Below are 26,211 nucleotides of genomic sequence, written 5' to 3' on the forward strand. Positions count from 1 at the left end.
CCTAAGGTCCTGTTTCGGACTAGAGATACTTATCCAGCAGCAGCGATAATTTTTGCTTCGTCTCCGAAGGAATCGCCTTCCGGTCTGTCAGGATGGCATGTTTAAGTGCGTCACCGCAGGCGCACTTTCTTTCCTGAGGTAGTGAGGTCACGGCGGCACGAACGACTTTTTCAGCGTTCTTGGAGTTCTGATGCATCACTGCCACGACCTGATCGACGGTCACATCGTCATGGCCTTCGCGCCAACAGTCGTAGTCTGTAACCATTGCCATGGTCGCGTAGCAGATCTCAGCCTCACGAGCCAGCTTTGCTTCCTGCAGATTTGTCATACCGATGACATCTGCACCCCAGCTGCGATAGAGGTTCGATTCAGCCCGGGTCGAGAACTGCGGCCCTTCCATACAGACATAGGTGCCCCCACTCTTTCCGACGACTCCATTCGCATCGCACGCCTTCTGGAAGGCTGACGATACCGTCGCACAGACAGGATCACCGAATGCTACGTGGACGACTATTCCGCCGCCGAAGAAGGTCGACGTGCGCGCAAAGGTGCGATCGATGAACTGGTCGGGCATGACGAAGTCGGTGGGCTTGTGTTCTTCCTTGAGAGAGCCGACGGCCGAGACAGAGAGAATGCGCTCCACTCCCAGCATCTTCATCGCGTAGATATTGGCACGAAAGTTCAGCTCGCTGGGAAGGAGCCGATGTCCTCTTCCATGACGAGCGAGGAATGCAACCTTGCGGCCTTCAAGGGTTCCAAGAACCAGGGCATCGGATGGGTCCCCGAATGGGGTGGTCAACTTTTCTTCGTGAACATTCGTCAATCCCGGCATTGCATACAGTCCGCTGCCGCCAATGATTCCGATTTCGGCCTTCTTCAAAATGAATTTCTCCTTATTTAGCAACGGGCTCGAATGGGAAGCGCCCTTGGGAAGTATATCGTTCACGCGGAACAGGTCTGATCACACCGTATGAACCCAGTAGACGGGACAGAGAGAGAGCCGGCTCGCTGCCGGCCTGAGCCAGGCGGATGGGACCCTTTGGCTGCTCGTCGCGGATGCTGTCACGCAATTTACGCGCAAGCTGCAGGTCAAATCCCTCACTGACGAAGACGCTCGAACCAGAGATCGACAGCAGGACATCGCCTTCATTGGTCGAATAAACCTGCTCCTTGTCTCCTCGCTCGTCCTTTTCTCGCCGAGTGACCTTCGAGTACTTGCGCGGGATCTGGGCAGCGTAGATTCGCATGAAGGTGCTGGCTGAGTCTGGATTCTTCCATTGTGAGTAATAGAGGAGGCCAATCGAAGCCGTAGTTTGTTTCTCCGCAGCAGAAGCAGACTTGCGCTGAGCAGCGTAGTAAACACCGCCATCCCACTCTGGAGCGAGCCCATCGGAGATCTCGCGGCCGCCGAAGAGCTCCGTAAGGATACGGACATCGAGTTCCCCCATCACGCCCAGATCATAGGGGTCCCACTCCGGATCCAGAAGCGGATGAATATCAGGCATCCGAAGCACGGGAACAGGAACATGCGCGAGGTACTGCTCCGGGTGAAGGATCTCAAAGCTGGAGGAGGGAGGATTTGCAAGTACGCCAGCAAAGGCAGCCTCTTTGCCACCCTTCACCAGGATCGCATGCTCGAAGTTAAGTCCATCGGTATAAGGAAAGAGCAACGATTCCTGCAGCAGCAGTGGAGCCCGAGCGAGCACGGGGGAGCCGGAGGTGTCCCCGACCATTCCTTTCAGACGCGACATCATCTCCGGTGGAGCGTCTGCCAGCGTCTTGCCGGAGGGTTGCAGCGTGTAGTCGATGAAGGTTGCCATCGCCTGACCTTCCGCGATTGCTTCTCGCGCTGTGTCTGCCTCATCTACCTGGAGATGATGATTATCGGCCTGGGCGTTTCGGGAGATGCCTTCAAGGCTGACGTCAGACCACTTGGTCAGGTCAACTTTCTGATCCTGAAGGGCGTGCGTAAGCTCATGCGCAAGTACTGGTTTCTGCTCGTCGGGCTCGATCCAGTCCAGCAGATTTACGGTCTTGGTTTTGTTGTCATAGAAGCCGGCGATCTGTTCGGTAAGCAGCGAAAGCAGAAATGGGCGGAGTTGGAAATCACGATCGAGCAGACCGAACTTCTTCAACACCAGCTCGGAGCGCTGCATCCTTCGCGTACTCTCATCCTCGTCGAACTTCTTTTTGAGGTACTTCGTGACCTCCTCCCGGGAGATCAACTTGCGCTTGACACTGTGCTTAATGGGAAGTTTCGTATCCGTGCTGACGAAGCTGAGGATTTGATCGACGGATCGAAACAGCTCCTTGGCCTGCTGTTTCGTCATGGGAGCGTGCGGCTTATTGTCATCCTCGGTGCTTTGTCCGGGAACCTGCCCCAAGGCAGTTATTGTGCAGGAAGCCATCAAAAACGAGCATGTCGCCCATTGTCTTACTCGCCCCACCGTAGTCTTCCGCATTCCTGGCTGCAAACCTGCCTCACTCTCGGACCGCTATAATCAAGTGTACGCAGAGTCCGCTCGAGACGTCGCGCTGACCTTTATGACGACAGAAACTCGCTCCAACACGTTCCCTGCAATCCCATCCTCTTCCGACCCGCAGCTCGAGGCGTTGCTGCATGGGGTGGGTATCGTTTCGCTAGACCAGACAGGATGGATACGGGTCACCGGATCTGATCGCGTACGCTGGCTCAACGGCATGGCGACAAACTCAGTTCAGGGCCTTGCAGCCGGGGAGGGAGTGTATAACTTCTTTCTCAATGCGCAGGGGCGGATTCAGGGCGATGGCAACGTCTTCGCCCGCGAGGACGAGCTGCTGATTGAGACGAGCCACAATCAGGTGGCGACACTGATCCCCTATCTCGACCACTACATCATCATGGATGACGTTGAGCTGGCGGATATCAGCGAGACACGTCACGGAATAGCGCTTATCGGCCCAGAGACGTCGTCCATTCTAGAAATGGCCGGCCTTCCGGCAAGCGAGCTCAAAGAACTGCAAGAGCAGACCGTCTCCTGGAACTCCCGAAAGGTTACGCTCATTCGCGCTTACGGCAGGATCGTTCCTGGATTTGAATTGTGGATGGAAACAGCTGAGGATGCTGAGTCACTCAGGAAGGCTCTGGGAGCTACGGGGGCCGTACCTTGCGGAACCGCCGCGTTGGACGGGCTCCGACTTCTGGAGGGCATGCCCCTGTTCGGCACAGACATTCGCGATCGCGATCTTCCGCAGGAGACCAATCAGGCGCGAGCTCTCCATTTCAACAAAGGCTGCTATCTGGGCCAGGAGATCGTCGAGCGTATTCGTTCGCGCGGCAGCGTTCACCGTGTCTTTGCTACCTTCCGCCTGGAAGGCACATTGCCTGCACCAGGTACAGCTCTCCACTCCGCGGAGAAAGCAGTCGGCGAGTTAACCAGCGTTGCCGCATTACCGATACCCGGCGACTATGGACCCACTCTCAACCTTGCGCTGGGCTATGTCAGACGCGAGGCTCTGGATCGGCACGAACCTCTTCAATATCCGGGCGGCGTGGCCCATCCATCGACTACTCACACCTTTACGCACGGCGACGGTACGTCCGCCTCAAGCATCTGATTCATCAGAGAGATCAAATAATGTCCGAACAAAATAAGCCCTTTGTCGTCACAGATCGCCGCAAATTCAACCTCGATGGCGAACTTCGCCCAGACGCTGATCCATCTCCGGAGTCCGACGAGCGCGAGACGGCGCAGACCGCCTCTCCCATCCCTGTGACCGCTCTTCCAGAGGAGGAGGCTGTCTCAGATGACGCCCTCTCAGATGAAAGGGCCGATGAGCTGTCGGAGGAGATGCTCTCCGGACCCACAGAAGAACAGTCAGAACAGGCGCGGGCAGCCTATGAGGCTACCTCAGAACGCCTCGACACCGCCATTCGCGCGGCAAATCCAGGTGCCGATCATCCGCCTGCCATGAACTTCGAGACTCTCGTTCAATCCATCTACATGACAAGCATCGTTCAGCTTGGGGGTGCCACCCCGGAGGGTCAGCAGCCTCAGGTGGATCTGATGGGTGCACGACAGAGCATCGACATGCTGGGACTGCTGGTAGAGAAGACCAAGGGTAATCTCACGGCTTCCGAACAGCGCCTTCTGGAAAGCGCGTTGTTCGAATTGCGCATGGGATTCCTCGAGATCACGCAGGCCCTGGCTCGCTCTGCCGGGGCCAAAGGTTCCAATCCGGCTCCGGGCAAACCGAGCATCGTCCGCTAGGAGAATGGAGGCTACACTTACCTTTCTCGGAACGGGTACCTCGATGGGTGTCCCCACGCTAGGCTGCGACTGTGCGGTGTGCGCATCCGCGGTTTCGCCCATTGGCGACTCTCGCAATCGTCGTACACGCCCCTCTCTTCGTCTTAGCTACAACAATCACGTTGTGCTGATCGACACCGGACCGGACTTCCATGCACAGGCCATACGCGAGAACATCCGGCACGTCGATGCCGTTCTCTATACCCATGGCCACGCCGACCATGTTCTTGGGTTCGATGACCTGCGCCCACTCAGCTTTCAGTTGAAAGAGAATCTTCCCCTATATGCGGACGTGGAGACCGCGGACACTTTGCGCAGGATCTTCGATTACACGTTTCGTGTGCGGGATCGCTACGCAACAGCCGCCCGCGTTAGCATTCATCCGCTTGATGAGAGTGTCGCCGGAGCCGACGTAGAGATCTTTGGCGCACACTTTCGGCGTGTTCCCGTCACCCATGGAGCACAGACCATTACGGGGTATCGTTTTGGCACCGCTGCTTACCTGACCGATATGAGTGACATCCCGCCCGAGAGTGTACCTCTCCTGCAGGATCTCGACATTCTCATCCTCGATGCACTGCGTCGCCAGCCGCATCCCAGCCACTCGCACCTTGAGCGCTCTCTGGCCTTTGTCGAGCAGCTGAAACCTCGGCGTGCCTTCTTTACTCACATTAGTCACGACCTCGACCACACCGCTACGGAAGCCGAGCTACCTCCCAATGTCCGGCTCGCTTATGACGGCCTTCAGCTGAATTTCGAGATCGCCTAGATGACAGGTTCGAGCCGCATGAAGATCTATCGCTCCCTCTCTGAGCTTCCCAACCCGATGGGTCCGACTGTCGCGACTATCGGAAACTTCGATGGCGTACATCGCGGGCATCAGGCGGTGATTTCGGAGGTGATCCAGCGCGCTAACGCTCTTGGTGCTGGCTCGCTGGCGATCACGTTCGAGCCGCATCCTGCTCGAATTCTTCATCCCGAGAACAGTCGACCTCTTATCACTCCGCTGGCCCAGAAGCTCGAGTTGCTTGAGGCAACGGGACTCGATGCAACACTTGTCCTTCCCTTCACCCAGGAACTGTCGCGCACCAGCGCACAAGACTTTGCGAAACAGGTCTTGAAGGATCGCCTGGAGATTGTGGAACTGCATGAGGGAGAGAACTTCCGCTTCGGCTATCAGGCAGCTGCGGGAGTAGAGTCGCTCGACGCCATGGGACACGAACTCGGCTTCCGAGTCATCATCTATTCCCCGCGGGTGCTTCGCAGGGAAGCCATCTCCTCTACGCGTCTCCGCAGGCTCGTCACGGAAGGAAATGTCAGCGCTGCACGCAGCCTGCTCGGTAGACCCTTCAGCATCATAGGCACGCCGGCATCAGGGCGCGGATACGGTACACGCTACACGGTTCCCACCATCAACCTGGCGCCGTATCACGAACTGATTCCCGCAATCGGGGTATACATCACAACGCTCACGGTAGCGGGCGAACGCTTTGAGGCGGTGACCAATGTCGGCAACAGGCCCACCTTTGGCGAGGACTCCTTTACGATCGAGTCTCACCTGCTCAACTTTCATCCGATTGATCTGACTGACCGAACGCCGCTGCGATTGAGTTTTCTGAAACGCTTGCGCGATGAGATTCGCTGGCCCTCGCCAGAGGCTCTACGAGAACAGATTGGGCGCGATGTGCGGTTTGCCCAACGCTACTTCGCCCTCTGCGATCGACTTACCTCAGCGGCGGTCTAACCATCTCCTGAGCGCGCCACGTCCAAGGGTATGCGTCCTTCAGCGATTGTCCCCGCCTACCGGAGCTTTCGATGGCGATGATTTCGCAGGAGCAGGGGATCTATTCTCCGAGACGCTTAGAAGCTTTTTCTGCAGACTCTCGCCAGGGAAGACTTCTTTAGGTTTACTGGCAATCGCTACCTTCATGAAGTCCATCCAGATCGGCAGTGCCGCTCGTGCACCGGTTTCCTTTTCGCCGAGCGATTGGCGATTGTCGTAGCCGATCCAGGTGCCGCAGGTCACAGATGGCGAAAAGCCCACGAACCAGGCATCCGTGTAGTTGTTGGTTGTACCTGTTTTTCCGCCGAGAGGATGATCCAACTGGGACGCGCGTGCTGCAGTGCCCATGCGGACGACGGCCTCGAAGAGTTGCATCATGGTTCGCGCTGTCTCGACGGAGATAACCTCGCGTACATCGGTAGGCTTTTCATCGAGGGGCAAGCCATCTGCCTGGAGGACCTTGCGTATGTAGTGCGGCTCGATGCGGATGCCATCGTTGGGAAAGACGCTATACGCGCCCACCTGGTCATACAGCGATATATCTGCCGAGCCGAGAGCTACCGGAAGGAACGGTGGGATCTCGCTCGTAATTCCGAACCGATGTGCTGTATCGATTACCTTACGAATCCCCACGTGAGAGGCAAGCTTGAGCGCCGGGATATTTCGGGAATCCGCGAAGGCATAGAGCAGTGAAATGGGCCCCATGTAGTTGCCTTCATAGTTATGAGGCGTATATGGGCCGCTGGGCGTAGGAAAGGTCACTGGACCATCCACGATTACGTCACTCGGTTTCGCACCCTGTTCGATGGCAGTCGTATAGACGTAAGGCTTGAACGAAGAGCCGACCTGTCGTTTCGCCTGCGTAGCCCGATTGAATTGCGACAATGCGAAGTCTCGTCCGCCTATCATGGCCAGGACCTCGCCGGTAGCGTTATCGACAGCCATAAGCGCTGCCTGCGCGCCGGAGTCCTGCTCCAGCGAGGCCTTCCACGTTCCAGCAGGTCCGGGAGCGAGAATCTTCAGGTACACGAGATCTCCGTTGCGGAGGAAGGCGTCGGCCTCAGGCCACTGCGTCCATTGCCAATTCTCGGGGGTCAGGACGGCGACCTGGTTGCCCAGTTTCACGGTGACTCGCTTAGGCTCAACGGCAGTCACTACCCCGTGAATATAGCTATCCTTCGTGATCGGCTGGATCCAGTCGGGATGCTTGTAGCTCTCGATGTCGCGCCCGGAAAGCACGATATTCGGAAGGTCCCCTTTCCATCCTTCGCGACGCTCGTATGCGGCTGCACCGTCAAGTACAGCTCTGTTCGCTACCGACTGCAAGTCCAGATCAAGGGTCGTATAGACGCGAAGACCAGCACCGTGGACTTCCTCGACGCCATACTCCTTCTCTAACTGACGTCTCACTTCTTCAACGAAATAGGGCGCTATGCTGTTGGCCGGAGGCTCGATGTGCAGGCCCAGCGGAGCGGACTTTGCCTTCTCCTCCTGTTCGGCAGTGATCTCGCCATCCTGGCGCATCTCGCTCAACACGAGATCTCGTCTCTTCAGGGCACGATCCGGGTAACGCACGGGCGAATAGTATTCCGGCCCTTTGGGCAACGCGGCGAGCAGAGCGGCCTCCGGTAGGTTCAGATCGCGAACATGCTTGTTGAAGTAATACTCTGATCCCGCTTCAAATCCGTAGGTGCCTCGTCCGAGGTAGATCTGGTTTGCATAGAGTTCGAAGATTTGATTCTTCGTGAACCGTCTCTCGATCTGCATCGAAAGAATGACTTCCTGGAGCTTTCGGCCGTAAGTCTTTTCACTCGAGAGAAATAGATTTCGCGACAGCTGCATGGTGAGGGTAGAAGCTCCCTGTGCCTTGCCCTTCGAGTGCAGATCCCGGTAGGCAGCGCCCAGCGCGCGCACAAGATTTACGCCCCAGTTGCTTTCGAAGCTCTTATCCTCGATAGACAAGATTGCCTGCTTCAGGACCGGCGGAAATTCAGAGTAAGGAACTACGATCCGCCGCTCCAGAGCAAAGGAGCCAAACGGCCTTCCGTGCACGTCCAAAAGCTCTGTGGTCGTATTGGGCCGATACCGTGTCAGATCGTCAATCTCTGGCAGGTCGATCGAATAGACCAGCATCAGGCCACACATTGCACCGAAGGTGGCCGACAGCGCAAGCAGAATGTAAAAGGTTACAAGACGGGCTCGTCGGCGGCTAGGGTACTCACGCCACTCAGTTAAGCGCCGCACGAGCCGCTGCCAGGCTGGCTCAGAGGCGGTTTTTACGGCACTATCATCGCGTCTATATAAGCTCGGCACTGCCCTTCACCATAGCATGCTCGGGCCTGTGAGGCAGATTACGCAAGCATAGGGCAGTTTCGCAGATTCCAGGAAAAAACACCCTGACCGAACAGCTTTACGCGGCCTTGCTCTTCAGCAGATCGAGCGCCTTGTTCAGTTGCTCATCGATTGAAACGGCAGGCTTTTTCGTCTCAGGCTGTGGTGTCGTTGGGGTCGCAGCGTCCTCATCCACCGGCGCATTGTCATCGATATTCGACGCAACCAGGACTCCGGGGGTCACACCTTCGTCTTCAAGTTTTTTGCCGGATGGAGACTCATACTTCGCAACTGACAAGATCAGCGCCGCACCGTCGGGCAGCTCAAAGGTCTTCTGCTGCGAGCCTTCGCCGAAAGTCTTCTCGCCAACCAGGTCTGCCCGCTTGTTATCCATCAAAGCCGCAGCGACGATCTCGGCAGGACCCGCCGTTCCGCGATTCACCAGAACCACTACAGGTGAGGTGGTATCAATCGCCTTTGAGGGTTCGGCCGTAAAGGACTGCTTCTCGACCTTCTGGCCCTCTAACGTTGCAATCGTGCCAGACTTCAGGAGGAAGTTCGTCAATCGGAACGCCTCGGCGTTATCTCCTGCAGCTACATCGCGAAGATCCAGCAGGATCTTCTTATTTCCTGCCTTCTGCATTCCCTTGAGCTTGCTCTCCACCTGCTGCACGTGCTCATGATCGAGCACAAGAGGTTTGAGATAAAGGATGGAAGAGTTCTCATACATCGTCTCTGCCACTGCAGGGATAGAAGTGACAGCCCGTGTCATGGTCAACTTCTCAGGCTGTGCCCGACCGGGACGAACGACGGAAAGCGCCAACTCGCTGCCGGGAGCACCTTCGAGCATGAGGCGAACGACAGCAAGAGACATATCCCGCGTGTCCTGAGTTCCAATGGCTTCTATGATGTCGCCGTCGTTCAGGTCGGCTTTGTCGGCAGGGCTGCCGGGAACAACCGAAACAACCGTGGCATAGCCCCAGCGCTTCGACACGTTAATTCCAACCTGCGCCTTGCCACCCTTCTCTTCTTTGAAGGTCTTGTAATCGGCGGGGCTGAGATAGCTCGAATCCGAGTCGAGGGATTCCAGCAGACCCCGCAATGCGCCGTTAGTCACCAAAGAGATGTTGGGTTCTTCGACGTAATCGGTCTGGATATGCCGGAGGACCTCGCTGTACACGTTGATCTGGTGGTACGCGCCATCCTGATCGTCCGTGGCAGCGCTAACGCCAGTCGAATTGACGCCTAAAAAGACGGTGAGCACCAAGACCACCGAGACGGACAGCAAAAGAATCTTCGAAATCTTCGGCATAGAAAGAGAACTCTCCAGGCGGTGAGAGACCACCCAACAGGCGTTAGACGAACCGCCCTGACAAAATGATACTCTCGCCCAGCGATTCCGTGATATCGGCGATGATCAGGATTGCGGCATTACCACCACCGGTCGAGGACGGCAAGGAGGATCTACCAATAGTGCACGGGGCGCGCTACTATGCGAAAGTGAATATCTTCAAGAAGCGGCTGAACTCCGGAGAGACGTTATCTCTTTTGGAACTCATCAACCGAAGACCGACCCCCCCGGATAGCTTCAAAGTGATGTTTATCGGTAACTCTCTGACACTGCATGGGTTCCTCAAGAAGGTATGGGACATTCCGTGTGGAATGGCTGCATCTTCTCCTGAAAAGGATTTCGTTCATCTGGTGGCGGATGGGATACAAAAAACAACTGATAAGCCTGTCGAGATCCTCTACAACAATGGCGGTAACGGGAAGATCCGAGAGATGGTGGGGTATCTACAGACTGGTAAGTTTTCGCCCCATCTCGTTGTCATTCAGGGGGGAGAAAACGATCGGTTCGATTCGTATTTCAAAGAATACTATCTGCAACTGATCGATTACTTTCAGTGCCCCAAGATCGTGCTCGGAGACTGGTTTACGAAGGAGAAGAGCGACTACTCTCAATGGCTTTGCGCTGAGAAGAACATTCCCTTTGTGAGTCTCTATAGCATCTCCCGCAACGAGGAAAATATGGGAGATGGAGGTCCTTATCGGCGCAAGGATGTCGCGGCGCATCCCAATGATTCAGGAATGGCCGCTATCGCTGAAGGTGTGCTTCACTGTTTTGATCGTCTCCGCACTGAAAATAGCGCGTTCATGGACGTTTTGGGCAAGAGCTTGCCTGCTGTCTGCTCGGGCGGCTCGTCATCCACAGAGTGAGTCAAGATTGTGAGGAAGCGATCACCTTTCCTGCTGACGGTATACTCAAAGGGTTCCGCGATACGATGGCTTTCAAACACGTTGGGTCGTACCCAGGATGTTCTTGGTGGCGGTGGACAGAATCGAACTGTCGACCTACGGGTTATGAGTCCGTCGCTCTAACCATCTGAGCTACACCGCCAATGTGTGAAAGCTATGCCCACCAGAAATCATCGCGAATCGAGGAGAATCGCCGCGGCACAGCCTGGTTCAATCATACTTGATTCCCCCTTGGGGGAAAAGCCCAACGGAGGAAGACCTCTGCGTATCGTTGGAGTTATACCGGCACGGCTTGCTTCCACGCGCCTGCCGCGAAAGATCCTGCGACCTATAGCTGGACGTCCAATGCTTGCCTGGGTCTGGGAAGCCGCTCAAGCATGCCCCCAACTGGATGAGTTGCTGGTCGCTACCGATTCCGAAGAGATCGTCGACCTCTGCAACCAAAATGGCTGGCGGTGCCAGCTCACCTCGCCGTTCCTCGCCAGTGGAACTGACCGAGTTCACGCTGTATCTCAGACGGTAGATGCTGACGTGTACGTCAACATTCAGGGAGATGAGCCTCTCCTGAAACCTGAACATATAACGAGCCTTCTGCTGCCCTTCGCAAATCCGCAGGTCGAGGTGTCGACGCTAAAGGTCGCATGCACCCCGGAGAACATTCACAACCCAAATGCCGTCAAAGTTGTGACAGCATCCGACGGTCGTGCCCTCTACTTCTCCCGCGCAACCATTCCGTACAACCGCGATGGCAATCCCGCGCTCTACTGGAAGCACATCGGCCTCTATGCGTATCGCAAGGCCGCCTTACAGCAGTTTCCAATGCTTCCAGCAAGCACGCTCGAACACACAGAACGGCTTGAACAGCTTCGGTTCCTCGAAAATGGCGTAAACCTGTATGTGGAACCGACACTCTTCGACACTATAGGCGTCGATACGGAAGAAGATCTCCGGCTGGTGGAATCCATCCTTATGCGCTAGCGCTTCTCTGCAGCGAACGCCAAAGCCAAGCCACCGTTATGAACTTCCGCCCGTACCTTTTCCAGGGACTCCACAATCCAGTCTGCCTGCTCCAGCTGAGCGAGGGTATGCGTTCCAACCACCCCAAGCACACGTGAGCCTGCGGCCTTTCCAGCGCCAACCCCGGAAGGGGCATCTTCGACGACGATGCATTCGTCCGGGGTGCACCCGAGAAGTTGTGCCCCTTTGCGATATGGTTCGGGATCCGGTTTCCCCTTCTCCACCTCGTCTGCACTCACGATACGGCCAGGTACCGGGAGTCCTGCTGCCTCCAGTCTGCTAAGCATCAGCCTGCGAGTGGCTGACGTGACGATAGCCCACCGTTCCGATGGAAGGCTCTCGAGCAGTTCCTTCGCGCCTGGGAGAACTCGTAAATCGGAGGTGTCTGCGATCTCCAGATCTTCGATGACCTGCAGGCCTTCTAAGGGATCGATGTCGGGACGGAGGCTGCGAATGATATCGATCGCGCGTACTCCGTGCGGGACCTCGTAGGTATCGGCATTCGGAATGTTGTATTTCTTCGCCCAGATATGCCAGCAGCGCACGACGGAACCGATGGAACTGATTAGAACCCCGTCCATATCAAAGAGCAGGCCCTTTGTCTCTACGCGAACGACTTCGCTCAAACCTGTTCTCCTCTTAATACAAATTCCTTTGCTGCTTCCAGGACCTTCGCCACTGACTCTTTAGAACAGCTCTCGCAGTAGACACGAAGGAGGGGTTCGGTGCCTGAGGCGCGTAGGAGGAGCCAGGTCTCGGCGGCCTTGGCTTTGCCTGCGCACTCCGGGTTATCCAGGAAAAACTTGATTCCGTCGAGATCCTCCGTCCGCAAAACTTTCATCCCAGCCATTTCGTTCAATCCTGTTTTCGCCCGCGTGATCGCAGACTGTTTGACGGTTTCTTCAATGTGCATGTCGATCCTGCCGTACTCGTGAACACCGAACTCGTCTTGCAGCATCGTCACCAGCTCGCCCAGAGTCTTTTTTTCGTCGGCCATGACGTTCGCCAGGAGCAACGAATTCAAGAGTCCATCCCGTTCGGGAAGATGCCGGCTGATCCCCACCCCTCCCGACTCTTCACCGCCGATCAGGATCTCTTTTTCGAGCATCAGGTCTACGACGTATTTGAAACCTATTCCGTGCTCATTCAGCTTACGGCCATACTTCGCCGCTATTCGGTCGATCATCTTCGTCGTGTTGAAGGCCCGCGTTACTTCGCCTGGCCATCTCTTTCTCTCCAGCAACCACCAGAGCAGAATCGAGAAGATCCGATGGGCATCCACAACATTGCCGTGTTCATCGACCGCGCCGATTCGGTCCGCATCTCCGTCTGTAATCAGCCCCGCAGCGCACTTCTCTCTCACAACCGCCTCCTGGGAGGCTTTGATATGCGGAAGGATGGGCTCTGGATTGATGCCAGGAAAGGAGGGGTTGATCTCGGCACGGATCTCTACAAATGGAATGCCGGCACGAGCAAATATTCCAGCAATTACGCCTCGGCCGGCCCCATACATCACATCAATTAGAAATTTTGATCCACTCTCCCTGATCGCCTTCAGATCGACAAACTTTTCGAGCGCGGCTACATAGTCCGGAACGAAGTCCACCGTCTCAATGGGCGCTGGCTTCTCCGCATCCGGAGCAGCTTTGAGGAGGTAGCTTTCGATGGCTGTCATGATCAAGGGCTTGCCAGACCCTCCATAACTCGCCTTGTATTTCACGCCGTTCCACTCCGCTGGATTGTGGCTGGAGGTGATCATCACACCTCCAGCAGCCTTCCGCTCGCGAACCGCATACGAGAGTGCCGGTGTGGGCGTTATTGCGTTTGCAATCAGAACAGGGATCCCTGACTTGGAGAGGACGGCGGCGACGACATAAGCGAAGGACCGTGAACCGAAGCGAGTATCCCATCCTATGCAGACGCCTGCCTTTGCATCCTCATGCTCACGCACATAGTTCGCTATCGCGGATGCAGCTACGCGAACATTGGCGTAGGTGAAATCGTCAGCGATGATACCCCGCCAACCATCGGTTCCAAACTTAACTACCGTCTTCGTCTCTGCCATATGGTGTCGTACCTTGACCTCTTAGGGCCTATATCGTTTCTACGAATAGCGGATGATCGTTACTTTGAATGCGTTCGGGGGCTAAACCAGATCTTCGCGTCCCGCCTGCTTTAGTTCAGCTACAACCTTACCCACATCCTGGGAGCGCTCACGCGTTGTAATCAGCAGGGCATCTTCGGTCTCAACCACGACCAAATCACTCACGCCAACAAGAGCGACCGCTTTCCCAGGCGCATAGACGTAATTACCCTGGGAGTCGATGTCGATACATGCCTGGTTTGTCTTGTCGAAGACGTTCTTCTTGGCAAGATCTTCAGGACCACAATCGGCGACGTGCTCATGGAGCGCAGACCAGCATCCCAGATCGTTCCAGCAGAAATCCCCGGGCAGGCAATAGATTTCCGACGCCTGTTCTCCCTTGGCTGATCTCGGCTCCAGCACCGCATAATCTATCGATATGTTCTCGCACAGAGGGTAGATCTCTGCAAAGACCTGGGAGAACTTTGGAGTTCCATAGGCGGCCGCAATCTTCTCCATCTGCGTCGCGATCGCCGGGCTATGTTCCCGGATCGCGTTCGTGAGGGTCTTCACGCTCCAAAGAAACATTCCGCTGTTCCATGCATAGTTGCCCGAGGCGACAAAAGCTTCTGCCAGCGCCTTGTGCGGCTTTTCGGTAAATCGCTTCACCCTGCGAACCTTGACGCCGTTCATCTCTTCCGATAAGTCGCCATATTCGATATAGCCGTATCCAGTCTCAACTTTTGTCGCGGGAACGCCGAGTACGATAATCTTCTGCCCGCTGGCTGCCAGGGCGATGCCAGCCTTCACGATCGCTGCAAATCTTGCGGCGTCCTTGACCACGTGATCCGAAGGGAAGATTCCGATGATTGTCTCCGGTTGTGACTTTTCCAGGAGAAACGCGGCCAGTGCGCATGCCGGGGCGGTATTTCGTGCAGACGGCTCGCTGAGAATGTGGTTCGGAACCACATTCGGAAGCTGATCGGCGATGGCGTCTTTCAGGAGATCATTCGTCACGACCCAGATATCTTTAGCGTCCGCAATCGGCAGCAGGCGATCAACTGTCTGCTGGATCATGGTTCGTTCGCCATCCAGAGCGAGAACCTGTTTGGCGCGGGATCTCCGGCTCCGTGGCCAGAATCGCGTTCCGCTTCCGCCTGCAAGAATTACCGGGGCAAATCGAAATTCGGAGTCTTCGGTCTGATCTCCAGCCTGGTTCATGTCTTCCCCATTCCAACGCAAAGGACCGCATCGTATCTTACCAATGCGGTCCCTTGCCCAAGATCAAACTTTAGCGCAGCGAAGCGAAGTACTCTCGCATGCGCTTGACTCCCTCATCCACCACATCATGTGAGACAGCGTACGACAGGCGGATATGTTCGGCAGTTCCAAAGGCCTCACCGGGCACGACAACCACATGTGCCTCGCTAAGCAGCTTAGCGGCCAGATCGGTGGCTGAGGTGATGCCACCTTTGCCGATGAAATTCTTAACGTTGGGATAGACATAGAAGGCACCTTCAGGCACGGTGCACGTTAAGCCAGGGATGGTCTTGAAGCCTTCCAGAACGCGATCCCGAAGCTTGATATAGTCTGCCCTCATCTCTGCGACACAGTCCTGCGATCCACTGACGGCGGCAATCGACGCACGCTGCACCATGCTGGCGGTATTCGAGGTGCTCTGGGACTGCAGCTTGCTCATAGCGGCAATGATCGCCTTCGGTCCGAGGGCGAATCCTGCCCGCCATCCGGTCATCGCATAGGTCTTCGACAACGAGCCAAGGACGACTACATGCTCCTTGCAGTCTTTGAAGCTGCCGCCACTGACGATCTTTCCGGTAAAGTTCAGGTACACGTAGCACTCATCCAGCAGCACGAAGATGTCGCGCTGGTGCGCCAAGCGGACAATCGCTTCCAGATCTTCCGGAGACACAACAGCGCCGGAGGGATTGGAGGGAGTGTTGAGGATGATGGCCTTCGTCTTCGGGGTAATTGCCGCCTCGATCATCTTGGCGGTTACGCGGAAGTTCTCCTGCTCGCTCGTCTCCACAGGAACGACAACACCACCGGCATACTGGATGATGTCCTTGAAGGAAACCCAGTATGGGACGGGCAGAATCACCTCGTCGCCGTGGTCGACCAGAACCTGGACGGCATTGAAGAGAGCCAGCTTGCCGCCCGTCGTGAAGACGCACTCGTCAGGAGCATAAGCGGAAGCAAAATCGGCCGCATGACGGTCGACGATTGCCTTACGGACCTCGGGGATGCCGGCCACGTTCGTATAGCGGGTGAAGTTGTTCTCAATCGCCTCGATTGCCGCGTCCTTAATATGACGTGGAGTCGAAAAGTGCGGTTCGCCCGCGCCAAAGTCCGCCAGGTTCACACCCTCAGACTTCAACTTCAGCGCCGCAGCAGTAATAGCCATCGTTGCCGAAACTTCAATGCGACCTATCCGGTCGGCAAAAACCTTGGTTGCCGTTGCTGTACTCATACCTTCTAGTGTGGCAGATTTGGGCACCGAGATAAAGCGCCGGATGAAGGCGGTCGGCGACGGACCGTCAGATTCTGTTAATATTGCCGCCAAACTAAGCAGGGCAAAGTTTTGTACCGCGCCGGTCCTGGCCGTCGCAGCTCGTCTGCTCCGCTTCACATCCAAAAGGAAAGATTCAGGTGGTACATGCTTCTTCTATCGCGGGCGCTAAGAAGCCCTTTTTGCAACACCGTCATCGTCTCCTTTGCCTGCTGGACCGCTCTCTCCGCGCAAACTCAGGCCCCGCTCAAAACCCTTCTAGTCGGCGTCGATCATCGCACAACCGTCTCGCTGAACGGCGATTGGCACTACCTTGTAGACCAACCGCCGGCAAGGGGGTTGTATACCCTGGATGGGAAGGTTCGAGATAACGGGTACGCGCTTAACACCCATCCCAACATCAACACCGGACCTCACAATGAGGAGTACGACTTCGCGACGGCTCCCACGATGAAGATTCCAGGGGACTGGAACAGTCAGGACCCCACTCTCTTTCGTTACGAAGGCGTGGTCTGGTTCCAGCGCAATTTCGAATTCCAGCCCCAGCCGGGAAAGCGCACCTTTCTGCACATCGGAGCGGCAAACTACAGATCATTCGTCTGGGTAAACCAGAAACGAATCTGCGACCATGAGGGTGGATTTACGCCGTTTGACTGCGAAGTCACTCAAGTCCTGAAACCTGGGACGAACTTCGTGGTGGTGGCGGTGGATTCTACGCGACACGTCGACCAGATCCCGGGCATCGGGATCGATTGGTTCAACTATGGCGGGATTCATCGCGACGTTTCTCTTGTCACCGTCCCAGAGAAGTTCATCGACGACTATGACGTTCATCTGAAGCACGACGCAACTTTTTCTGCGGCGAATGCCAACACTCTGACGGGCTATGTCCATGTCGAGGGCGCTCCTGCCGGGACCAAGGTACAGGTCAGCATTCCTGAAGCAGGCGTCAGTACGACTGCCACGACGGACGCGGAAGGCCGGGCTCCATTCGAAGCGAAGGCGAAAACGCTGCAACTCTGGTCTCCGGAGACACCGAAGCTTTACAAGGTGCATCTCGCTTCCGGAGACGATTCCCTGACCGACGATATAGGCTTTCGCGATATCCGCGTGGATGGGACGCGGATTCTATTGAACGGTAAAGCCATCTTTCTGCAGGGGGCAAACATGCATGCCGAGGCTCCTTATCGGGGCGGACGCGTCAACAATGATGAGGATGTGAAGAACATCTTTTCCTTCCTCAAAGACCTGAATGCAAACTTCGTTCGCCTCTGCCATTACCCGCACGACGAACGCATGGAGCGAGAGGCCGATCGGGACGGGATAATGATCTGGTCCGAGATCCCGATCTGGCAGCGTATCTCGTATGAGAAACCCGAGGTCTACGCAAAGGCCGTGACCATGTTGAATGAGATGATTCGGCGAGATCGTAACAAGGCCTCGGTCATCATGTGGTCGGTCTCGAACGAGACACCTAACATGCCTGCACGCACCAGCTTTCTGACAAATTTGGCGAACGAGGCACGGAGGCTGGACTCAACCCGTCCAATCACCTCAGCCCTGATCGGACCTCATCCGAAGGGCAATCAGATGGTGCAGGACGATCCCCTGATCAGTGCGCTCGATATTGTCGGTCAGAACGAATATGTCGGCTGGTACGAAGGCAAGCCTGAAGACGCGGACACCATGGTCTGGACAATGCCAAACAAGCCTATCCTGATGTCCGAGTTTGGAGCTGAAGCGAAATTCGGTGTTCACGGTGGGAAGAACGAGCGTTGGGCCGAGGAACAACAGGTCAACGTCTATGAGCACCAGTTCGTCATGATCAACAAGATCCCCCAGGTCCGCGGTCTTGTTCCCTGGGTCCTAATGGACTTCCGCTCCCCGACACGCAACATCCCAAAGCTGCAGGATGGCTACAACCGCAAGGGGCTGTTCTCCGAAAAGGGCGAGAAGAAGATGGCGTTCTACCTCTTTCAAAAGACATACAAAGAGCACTCGGTTGGCAAGCCCGAATAAAACAAGGTCAGCAAAGTAAAGAGGAGCAGCCATATGGCTGCTCCTCTTTACTTTTGCGTTCAGTTCTTGTTTAGAACAGCACCTTCGCTCCAAGCTGCAGCTGCCGTTGCGGGAAGGCAGAGGAGATCGTGCCGAAGTTGGTATTGCTGGCATTTAGATTCAGTCCGTTGAAGTTCGTCCGATTCAGGATGTTGAAAGCATCCGCCTGCACCTTTACACGAACGCGCTCGGTGACCGGGAAGAACTTCGAGAGGCTTGCGTCGGTCTGGGCCAGTCCAGGTCCAAGAATGGCTCCGTAAGGAGCGTTGCCGAAACGGGGACCAGTCGGAGCGGAGAACGGATTCGCACCTGTCGAGCATCCTGCCGGAAGATTCGTCGAGCCGTTATAGATGTAGCCACACAGCCCCGCATGCTTACTGTAGATTGGCGCACCCGGAGTCATATCAGGCCGAACGTTACCAAGGCTGTATCGCGAGGTCGACTGAACGTTGTAGTAGGCTCCGCTCTGCAGCCGGGCTACACCGGAGATCTGCCATGCTCCTGCAACCTCGCGGATCAGGAAGTTATGGCCGATTAGATCCGGTGTCTGGACAACGAACGTCGCCACAAACGCGTGGCGGCGATCGTTCACAAGCGGACCATAGTTGTAGTGCTGATCGGTCCAGTTCTCAAGCGTCTGGTTATTACCATTCGAATCACCCAGCGCCTTTGCGAAGGTGTAGGCCAGCGTCGTCGTAACCATCCCGGCCCTTTTGGAAGCGAAGATCTGAAGCGAGTTGTAGTTGTAGTTCGAATCGAAACGATTCTGGTTGATTGCGTTGTAACCCTTATAAGGATTGAAGATGGCGATATTGCCATAGCGCAGTCCGCCGGGTCTCTGGTTCTCATATACCGCGCCGATATCTGGGAAGTTGACGTTAGGCTGCCGAAGCTGATGGTGTGAAACGCTGCCAACGTAGTTCATCTCCAGCAGCACCGTGCGAGTGACCTGGCGCTGTGCACCGAAGCTGAACTGCCACGTGTATGGATTCTTGCTGGTCGGATCGATCGCGCTGATAGTCGCCTGCAGAGCCGTACTGTTTGCGGAAAGGCCGCCCAGGGTAGCAAGGTTGCCATTGCCGAACTGCGCATTGTTGAGCCATGGTGCGAGATTCAGTTGGCTAAAGACCAGGTTGCCCTGTGCGCGGTAGTAGAACAGACCAATACCGCCACGGACCGTAGTCTTGTCGTTTGCCGCGTAAGCAAAGCCAAAACGCGGTCCCACGGCTCCGTTCATCTTGTAGAAGCCGCGTGGGGCGCCTGCAGGAATAAGCGGGAACAAAGCCGTATTCACGTTGAGAACGCGAATCTGCTGATCGGACGGAACACCATTGCCCGCGCGAATCAGACCGTTGTAAGGATTGCCCGTGCCGGGAACGATGCTGCCGGAAGTCGTAACCTGCACTGCGTTACCGGGGTTATAGACCTTCGGGTCGAAGTTCGAGGCATTATTACCCTGCAGATAGAACGGCTGCACCCACTGATAGCGGAGGCCATATTCCAGGCTCAGCTTGCGGGTAGCCTTCCACGTGTCCTGGGCAAATCCTTCGATCTGGTTGAAGCGGAAGTGACCCACCGGATCTGCACTGGCCTCTGAATAAGAGGAAAAGTTGCCGAGCAGAGCGTCCGCAGCGGCGTTGCAGGTCGTGTTCGAGGAAGCCGCCCGGCAGCTGCTGTTCGATGCAAGCCCCGTAAAGTTAGCCGTACCGGTGTAGTTCGAGCGGCCATTCTGATCGACGCGGTCACGGATATACGCTCCGCCGAATTTGAACGCATGACTGCCCTTGATCCAGGTCACGGTATCGGAAACCTGGATATCTGTTGAAGGCGACAGCAACGCGAAGTTTGGTCCTTGGAACGGGGCGAAGTTGGTGACGTTCACAATCGGAATGCCATTCGGATAAGGCCCGATCCCCGGGTAGAGCTTCTGGTATTGGAACCCATACGTCTCACGCTTCCAGTTCTCGCCGTAAGGTGGAATACGCTGTGCTGCCCAACTCGTATTGGCCTGCGCCTGGTTGATCAAGTTAGGACGAACCGCCCACGTCCACGCGACCAGATAGCTCTGGCCAGGACGGTTGCGGGTCGTCGGCGTGGTATTGAGAATGCCGCTGTTGGAAAAGGTTCCGAAGGGATCGATGAGCGTGTTCTGATCATGGATCCACCGACCAAATACAGAATGCTGCTGGTTGACCACGTAATCGAAGCGAACCAGGTCCTGGTGGAAGTTCAGAGGATTTGACGGTGCCAAAGTCAGATTGTTCGAAGGGATGCCGCCATCGCGGAAGCTCAGACCCTGTGCGGAGATCGTCCTGTAGACATTCCCGATCGCCTTGCCGTCAGGCGTAAGCAAAGCCGAGATGTTGTTATTGGGAATTGGTGTTGCGGTCCCGGGATAGTAAAGCTGGTTTGGGCTGACTTGCTGCCCGGCGCCAGGAGCGCAAACTCCGTTCACAAATCCGGTCGTGCACAACGCCGAAAAGTCGCCGTTCAGCATTGCCGTCGTCGGCACAGTGAACGTAGTTGCCGTTGCCTGCTGCCGAAGCCGTCTCCACTCCTCACCGACGAAGAAGAACAGCTTGTCGTGGATAATCGGCCCCCCCACGAAAAATCCGAAGTCGTTATAAATCAGCTGCGTCTTCTTCCGTGCAATGTAGTTGGTGGCGTCCAGGTAATTGTTGCGAAGAAACTCGAAGCCGCCGCCGTGGAATGCATTCGTTCCGCTCTTCGTGACGATGTTAAAAGTCGGGCCTGAGGTACGCCCATACTCCGCTGAGGCATTCGAGGTATCGATCTTCACCTCGCTGATAAAGTCCGGTCCCACATTGTTCATCAATGAACCATTGGAACCCGCGACCTGGTTGTAGGCGCCGTCTACGGTTAGGTTATTCGTATCGCTGCGATTGCCGTTAATCGTCTGGTTGCCCGAAGCCAGCGATGTCGTCACCGAAAAGATATCCGGATTGGTCACGACCGCGCCCGGCACCAAAGTCAGCAACTGCGTGTAGTTGCGGCCATTCAGCGCTAGGTTATCGACCTGTTTGGAGTCGATAACGCGGGCCAATTCACCGGAGGTCGTGTTCAACGACTCGACCGCACCGCCCTGCACCTCGACGGTTTCAGTCGTTTCTCCAACGGGAAGTGTAAAGTTCGACGTTACCTTCGCGTCGGCGCTGATCGAAACATTATTCTGTTTTGCTGTCTGGAACCCTGTCTTGGTTACAGAGATCGAATAGAGCCCGATCGGAAGGTTCGTCACGATGAAGTTGCCGTTCTGATCAGAATTGACCGTTCGGGCTGCCTGCGTATTCGTCGACGTTATCGTGACAGCCGCATCAGGAACAGCGGCACCGGACGGGTCCAGAACCGTTCCGGAGATCTGACCGAAGCTGCTCTGGGCATGTGCCTGCAAACCAGAGAAAACGAGTCCAATCGCAAGCAGCAGGACACACCAAACTACACGAAATCTATATTGCATCTCTATAACCTCCAAAAAGTCATCCAGATCGCTGCATTCATAGAAGCTGTCTTTTGAGGGACAGTCCCCTTGAAGCTCGCCTTTGATCCCGGAGATACTACTGCCGAAACCGCTCGCAAATACACTTTCCAAGCGAACGCCATTAATTCGTATTCCGTACATAGTTGTCAAGCGTTAGCCGTTGGCGCTCTTGGTACGAAAATACCCCCCAGTTTTGCGTTTTAGTTGCTGCTCCCCAATGCATGAAGTGTCCGAACAACCATGCTTCCTTCCCCTCAGAGAAGGGCCTGCTCCTGCTACTCCTTGTCGCTGCTGAAGTTGTGTACGAAGGCCGGTGTGCAGTATGTTGAGCGCATCATCTTACTGATGGGAAATGACATTGCATAAAGCACCGGAAGACTCCGCGACAACGAGACGCAGCTTCGTGAAAGGCGCCATCGCTCTTGGTGCCGCACCATCCATCTCCGCTGCAGGACAGCAGGTTCCGCCACCATCTGCGACCGTGGACGATCGCACATACTGGATCGAAATCGTGCGCCGGGTCTCGCAACCTCTTCTCGAAGCGGTCAGCCGCACCCAGCTTCGCGCGACCATGCCGGTCGAGGCTGCGCCGGGGCTGGAAGAGGATCGACGCAAATCAACATATCTGGAGGCTTTCGGACGTCTGCTCAGCGGTCTCGCCCCATGGCTTGAAAGCGACGTGCACGACAAGACCGAAGCCACGCTTCAAGCTCAATATCGCGAGTGGGCACGGATCGGCTTACGCAACGGCACCAATCCATCCTCGCCGGATTACATGAACTTCGGAGCGACTCCACAGTCCGTGGTGGACGCCGCCTTCCTGGTTCTGGGAATCCTGCGTGCCCCCAGGCAGCTATGGGAGCTGCTCGATCGCAACACCCGCGCCAATCTCGTAAAGGCCCTTCAAGCGACTCGTCAGGTCTTACCCGGTCAATCAAACTGGCTCCTCTTCTCCGCCATGGTCGAAGCCGGCCTTTGTTTCATGGGCGAGTGGTGGGACGCACTTCGTGTGGACTACGCCATCCAGATGCATAAAGAATGGTTCGTCGGCGACGGAACCTACGGCGATGGCGCTCACTTTCACTGGGACTACTACAACAGTTTCGTCATCCAGCCCATGTTGATGCAGGTGCTCGATACGGTTCCTCCCCGCTCAGCCATGTGGACCGCGTTCAAACCTATCGTGCTCGAACGTGCTCGCCGATATGCCGCCATCCAGGAACGGATGATCAGCCCCGAAGCCACCTTCCCCGCAATCGGACGATCACTCACCTATCGTTTCGGGGCCTTTCATCTGCTCAGCGACATCAGCCTGCGCAGGCAACTGCCTGAGCCCGTCTCGCCGGAGCAGGTGCGCTGTGCTCTGACGGCCGTCATGCGCCGCATGATCGAGCGTCCCGGAACTTTTGACTCCAAGGGCTGGCTCACCATCGGGTTCGCTGGCCACCAACCTCACATGGGAGAGACCTACATCTCCACGGGCAGTCTCTATCTCTGTGCCGCCGCATGGCTGCCGCTCGGTCTGCCGCCAAGCGATATCTTCTGGTCCGGACCTGCAAAACCTTGGACCGAAGCAAAGATCTGGGGCGGCGAAGACACGCCTACCGATCATGCTTCCTCTGTATAGAGGTGCAACCTTCCTGTTTGCCAGCAGTTCGTCAGTAAATGGATATGATGTCAGCGATGGTTCCTCAGAGAAGATGTCTGCTCCCCGCGTTGGCCGTGATCCTGTTATCTCCGTATGCACCTGCGCAGACGGCGAGCCAAATGGACTGGCCGACGATAGGAGGCACAGCGGGAAATTCCCACTACTCCCCCCTGGATCAGATCAATCGCTCCAACGTCACCGGGCTCAAGATAGCCTGGAGCTTCGATACAGGCGAGCTGGGAGGTCTGGAGACTACTCCCATCATCATCGGGGGCACTCTATTCACGCTGACTCCATCGCAAAAGGTCATTGCTCTCAATGCTGCAGACGGCAAGCTGCTATGGAAGTTCGACTCGTCAATCAAAGGAACAGGCCCGGATCGCGGCCTCAGCTTTTGGACAGCAGGAACCAACAGCAAAGAAGAGCGCCTCTTTGCCGGAATAATGAACTTCGTTTACGCCCTTGACCCTGAGACGGGCAAGGTCATCTCCAGCTTCGGACAGGGTGGGAGGATCGACCTACGGGAAGGGCTCGGGCGCGATCCTGACCATCAATCCATCGCCCTCACAACTCCCGGGGTGATCTACAAGGATCTGCTGATCGTTGGCGGGCGTACTCCCGAAACACTTCCCGCCCCGCCCGGCGACATCCGAGCGTTCGATGTTCACACCGGTGCGCTCCGCTGGAGCTTCCATACCATCCCTCATCCCGGCGAACCGGGATACGAATCCTGGCCCGCCAATGCTTGGAAGACTGCCGGAGCTGCAAACAACTGGGCTGGTATGGCTGTGGATCAAGAGCGAGGAATCGTCTTTGTTCCTACAGGTTCAGCTGTTCCCGACTTCTATGGGGCCTCCCGGCTGGGAAACAACCTCTATGCCAATACCCTTCTCGCACTCGATGCTGCTACCGGCAAACTGCTTTGGCACTTCCAGGGTGTGCACCACGATCTTTGGGATCGAGATTTCCCCTCGCCTCCGCTTCTTGCCGACATCAAACGCAATGGCAAGCTGCTGAATACTGTCGTTCAGACCACAAAACAAGGTACGCTCTTCCTGTTCGATCGAACTACGGGTAAGCCGCTCTTCCCCATTGAAGAGCGCCCAGGCGCCTCAAGTTCGACTCCCGGCGAGATCGCCTCCAAGACTCAACCTCATCCGCTTCAACCCGAACCATTCGCTCCACAGACCGTCACCGAAGCCACGCTGACCCGCCGAACTCCCGCCGCTCACGAGTGGGCAGTCAAGCGTCTCCACGAGATCCGCAATGACGGCTCATACGTTCCTCTCAGCGTTGGAGAAGACACTCTCGTCTCACCAAGCTTCGAAGGAGGCGCTGAATGGGGTGGCTCTGCATTCGACCCAAAGACCGGGATTCTCTATGTGAATGCCAACAACTACGCCTCAATCGGAGCGCTCGCCGTCCATACGACAGAATCCCCTGGACGCAGAACTTATCTCTCTCAGTGCAGTGTTTGTCACGGGGATCATCGTCAGGGATCGCCACCGGAGTTCCCTGCCCTCCTCGGCATTACCAGCAGGCTGACTACAGATCAGGTCTCCGCGACCATTCATCAAGGGAAAGGACGAATGCCAGCGTTCCCCATTCAAGACAAATCCCTGAACGAGCTGCTGAGCTATCTTTCCACTCCCTCTGACGCGATCGCCCGGCCAAGGGTGTCCGAAGAACAGAGCTCCTCCGCGAAGCTTCCATCTGAAGAGGGGAATGCACAGTACACCATGACGGGGTATCGGCGCTTCAACGACCCTGATGGCTACCCTGCTACAGCTCCTCCCTGGGGAACCCTCAATGCCCTTGATCTCGCCTCCGGCAAGTACCTATGGAGGATTCCACTCGGGCAGTATCCCGAGTTGGCTGCTCAAGGCATGCCGGATACCGGAAGTGAAAACTACGGCGGTCCACTTGTGACCGCAGGCGGTCTTGTGTTCATCGCCGCTACCAACTTCGATCACAAGATGCGGGCGTTCGATAAGACAACCGGCAAGCTGCTTTGGGAGAGCACGCTACCCTTCGCCGGTAATGCCACGCCTGCTACCTATGCGGTCAACGGCCGACAGTTTCTTGTGATAGCGGCAGGCGGCTCAACCATGAACCCTCGAGGCCCCTTGGGAGGGGTTTACGTCGTCTTCGCCCTGCCGAAATGATCACCAGCCTTCGCCTTCAGCCTCTCCACGACAAGTGGAGGTACGAGGGTTGATACATCCCCGCCCAGATGGAAGACGCTCTTTATAAGGCGAGAGCTTACGTACGTGTACTTCTCCGCTGGTAGCATGAACAGCGTCTCCAGCTCCGGGTCCAGCTTGCGGTTCATCATCGCCATCTGGAACTCGTACTCATAGTCTGAGATTGCACGAATCCCTCTCAGCACAGCCTTTGCTCCCTGCTCTTTGCAGAAATCCACCAGCAGCCCATCGAACGTGGCCACGGAGACATTTCCGACCGACCGCGTAGCTTCTGTAATCATCTCTACGCGCTCGGGGACCGTGAAGAGCGGGGTGCCCTTTTCAGAGTTCTTCAGGATCGCCACCACCAGTTGGTCGACGATCTTGGCGCCGCGCGCGATCAGGTCGAGGTGTCCGTTCGTCAGCGGGTCGAACGTGCCCGGATAGATAGCCTTTACCGTATGCATCCCCAGCAGCATACCGTTCCCGACGAAAAAAATCTGGTCTCAGTTGTAGTCTTCGCTTCGTAACCCCCGT

At 56.2% G+C, this 26,211-nt stretch carries 19 protein-coding genes and 1 tRNA gene; 9 read left to right on the forward strand and 11 right to left on the reverse strand.

Features of this window, described 5'->3' with window-relative positions; all coding sequences use genetic code 11:
- Positions 1-19 precede the first annotated feature (19 nt).
- Both mtnP and JAO29_RS00440 read right to left on the reverse strand, forming a co-directional pair.
- Positions 20-880 carry an S-methyl-5'-thioadenosine phosphorylase gene (mtnP, locus tag JAO29_RS00435; RefSeq protein ID WP_334266197.1) on the reverse strand — a complete coding sequence of 287 codons (861 nt, stop codon included), beginning with the start codon at positions 878-880 and terminating at the stop codon, positions 20-22.
- 13 nt (positions 881-893) lie between these two features.
- Positions 894-2,462 (reverse strand): hypothetical protein, encoded by a 1,569-nt coding sequence (locus tag JAO29_RS00440; RefSeq protein WP_334266198.1) that lies wholly within the window; start codon positions 2,460-2,462, stop codon positions 894-896.
- Between the two features lie 82 nt (positions 2,463-2,544).
- On the opposite strand from JAO29_RS00440, the gene ygfZ reads away from it, so the two are divergent.
- From ygfZ to JAO29_RS00460, 4 genes are read left to right on the forward strand one after another with little or no spacing between them, the layout of a single operon-like run.
- Positions 2,545-3,597 carry a CAF17-like 4Fe-4S cluster assembly/insertion protein YgfZ gene (gene ygfZ, locus JAO29_RS00445; RefSeq protein ID WP_334266199.1) on the forward strand — a complete coding sequence of 351 codons (1,053 nt, stop codon included), beginning with the start codon at positions 2,545-2,547 and terminating at the stop codon, positions 3,595-3,597.
- A 20-nt stretch (positions 3,598-3,617) separates the two neighbouring features.
- Positions 3,618-4,250, forward strand: a complete 633-nt coding sequence (locus JAO29_RS00450; RefSeq protein WP_334266200.1) for a DUF1844 domain-containing protein — start codon at positions 3,618-3,620, stop codon at positions 4,248-4,250.
- Between the two features lie 4 nt (positions 4,251-4,254).
- Positions 4,255-5,058: an MBL fold metallo-hydrolase gene (locus JAO29_RS00455; protein WP_334266201.1), complete on the forward strand. Its 804-nt coding sequence runs from the start codon at positions 4,255-4,257 to the stop codon at positions 5,056-5,058.
- Positions 5,059-6,033, forward strand: a complete 975-nt coding sequence (locus tag JAO29_RS00460) for a bifunctional riboflavin kinase/FAD synthetase (protein WP_334266202.1) — start codon at positions 5,059-5,061, stop codon at positions 6,031-6,033.
- A 39-nt stretch (positions 6,034-6,072) separates the two neighbouring features.
- On the opposite strand, the gene JAO29_RS00465 is transcribed toward JAO29_RS00460, so the two are convergent.
- Positions 6,073-8,316 (reverse strand): penicillin-binding protein 1A, encoded by a 2,244-nt coding sequence (locus JAO29_RS00465; protein WP_334266203.1) that lies wholly within the window; start codon positions 8,314-8,316, stop codon positions 6,073-6,075.
- Positions 8,317-8,482: 166 nt separating this feature from the next.
- Entirely contained in the window at positions 8,483-9,715 is a 1,233-nt protein-coding gene (locus JAO29_RS00470; protein WP_334266204.1) for a S41 family peptidase, read from the reverse strand.
- Between the two features lie 101 nt (positions 9,716-9,816).
- Between JAO29_RS00470 and JAO29_RS00475 the strand changes: the two genes are divergently transcribed.
- A complete protein-coding gene (locus tag JAO29_RS00475; RefSeq protein ID WP_334266205.1) occupies positions 9,817-10,620 on the forward strand; it encodes an SGNH/GDSL hydrolase family protein in 804 nt (267 codons plus the stop codon).
- Between the two features lie 104 nt (positions 10,621-10,724).
- Here the strand turns inward: JAO29_RS00475 and JAO29_RS00480 are convergent.
- Positions 10,725-10,801 (reverse strand) — tRNA-Met (locus JAO29_RS00480).
- An 89-nt stretch (positions 10,802-10,890) separates the two neighbouring features.
- On the opposite strand from JAO29_RS00480, the gene kdsB reads away from it, so the two are divergent.
- Complete coding sequence (kdsB, locus tag JAO29_RS00485) at positions 10,891-11,637, forward strand: 3-deoxy-manno-octulosonate cytidylyltransferase (RefSeq protein WP_334266598.1); 747 nt, start codon at positions 10,891-10,893, stop codon at positions 11,635-11,637.
- Here the strand turns inward: kdsB and JAO29_RS00490 are convergent.
- From JAO29_RS00490 to JAO29_RS00505, 4 genes are all read right to left on the reverse strand, one after another.
- Positions 11,634-12,302 carry an HAD-IA family hydrolase gene (locus tag JAO29_RS00490; protein WP_334266206.1) on the reverse strand — a complete coding sequence of 223 codons (669 nt, stop codon included), beginning with the start codon at positions 12,300-12,302 and terminating at the stop codon, positions 11,634-11,636. The two genes, kdsB and JAO29_RS00490, sit on opposite strands and share 4 nt — an antisense overlap.
- Positions 12,299-13,741 (reverse strand): phosphoglucomutase/phosphomannomutase family protein, encoded by a 1,443-nt coding sequence (locus JAO29_RS00495; protein WP_334266207.1) that lies wholly within the window; start codon positions 13,739-13,741, stop codon positions 12,299-12,301. The genes JAO29_RS00490 and JAO29_RS00495 overlap by 4 nt, the downstream gene beginning before the upstream one ends.
- Before the next feature lie 81 nt (positions 13,742-13,822).
- Positions 13,823-14,980 (reverse strand): mannose-1-phosphate guanylyltransferase, encoded by a 1,158-nt coding sequence (locus tag JAO29_RS00500; protein ID WP_334266208.1) that lies wholly within the window; start codon positions 14,978-14,980, stop codon positions 13,823-13,825.
- 70 nt (positions 14,981-15,050) lie between these two features.
- Positions 15,051-16,247 carry a pyridoxal phosphate-dependent aminotransferase gene (locus tag JAO29_RS00505; protein WP_334266209.1) on the reverse strand — a complete coding sequence of 399 codons (1,197 nt, stop codon included), beginning with the start codon at positions 16,245-16,247 and terminating at the stop codon, positions 15,051-15,053.
- 186 nt (positions 16,248-16,433) lie between these two features.
- Between JAO29_RS00505 and JAO29_RS00510 the strand changes: the two genes are divergently transcribed.
- Positions 16,434-18,305: a glycoside hydrolase family 2 protein gene (locus JAO29_RS00510; RefSeq protein WP_334266210.1), complete on the forward strand. Its 1,872-nt coding sequence runs from the start codon at positions 16,434-16,436 to the stop codon at positions 18,303-18,305.
- A gap of 70 nt (positions 18,306-18,375) precedes the next feature.
- On the opposite strand, the gene JAO29_RS00515 is transcribed toward JAO29_RS00510, so the two are convergent.
- Complete coding sequence (locus JAO29_RS00515) at positions 18,376-21,822, reverse strand: TonB-dependent receptor (RefSeq protein WP_334266211.1); 3,447 nt, start codon at positions 21,820-21,822, stop codon at positions 18,376-18,378.
- Between the two features lie 373 nt (positions 21,823-22,195).
- Here JAO29_RS00515 and JAO29_RS00520 point away from each other — a divergent pair, with 373 nt between their 5' ends.
- Both JAO29_RS00520 and JAO29_RS00525 read left to right on the forward strand, forming a co-directional pair.
- The gene (locus tag JAO29_RS00520) at positions 22,196-23,470 is read left to right on the forward strand and encodes a DUF2264 domain-containing protein (RefSeq protein ID WP_334266212.1); all 1,275 of its coding nucleotides are present in this window, start codon (positions 22,196-22,198) and stop codon (positions 23,468-23,470) included.
- 140 nt (positions 23,471-23,610) lie between these two features.
- The gene (locus JAO29_RS00525) at positions 23,611-25,656 is read left to right on the forward strand and encodes an outer membrane protein assembly factor BamB family protein (RefSeq protein ID WP_334266213.1); all 2,046 of its coding nucleotides are present in this window, start codon (positions 23,611-23,613) and stop codon (positions 25,654-25,656) included.
- Here the strand turns inward: JAO29_RS00525 and coaD are convergent.
- Entirely contained in the window at positions 25,629-26,141 is a 513-nt protein-coding gene (coaD, locus tag JAO29_RS00530) for a pantetheine-phosphate adenylyltransferase (protein ID WP_334266599.1), read from the reverse strand. The two genes, JAO29_RS00525 and coaD, sit on opposite strands and share 28 nt — an antisense overlap.
- Between the last annotated feature and the right edge of the window lie 70 nt (positions 26,142-26,211).

This window comes from Edaphobacter sp. HDX4 (assembly GCF_036877565.1).
Lineage (GTDB): Bacteria > Acidobacteriota > Terriglobia > Terriglobales > Acidobacteriaceae > Edaphobacter.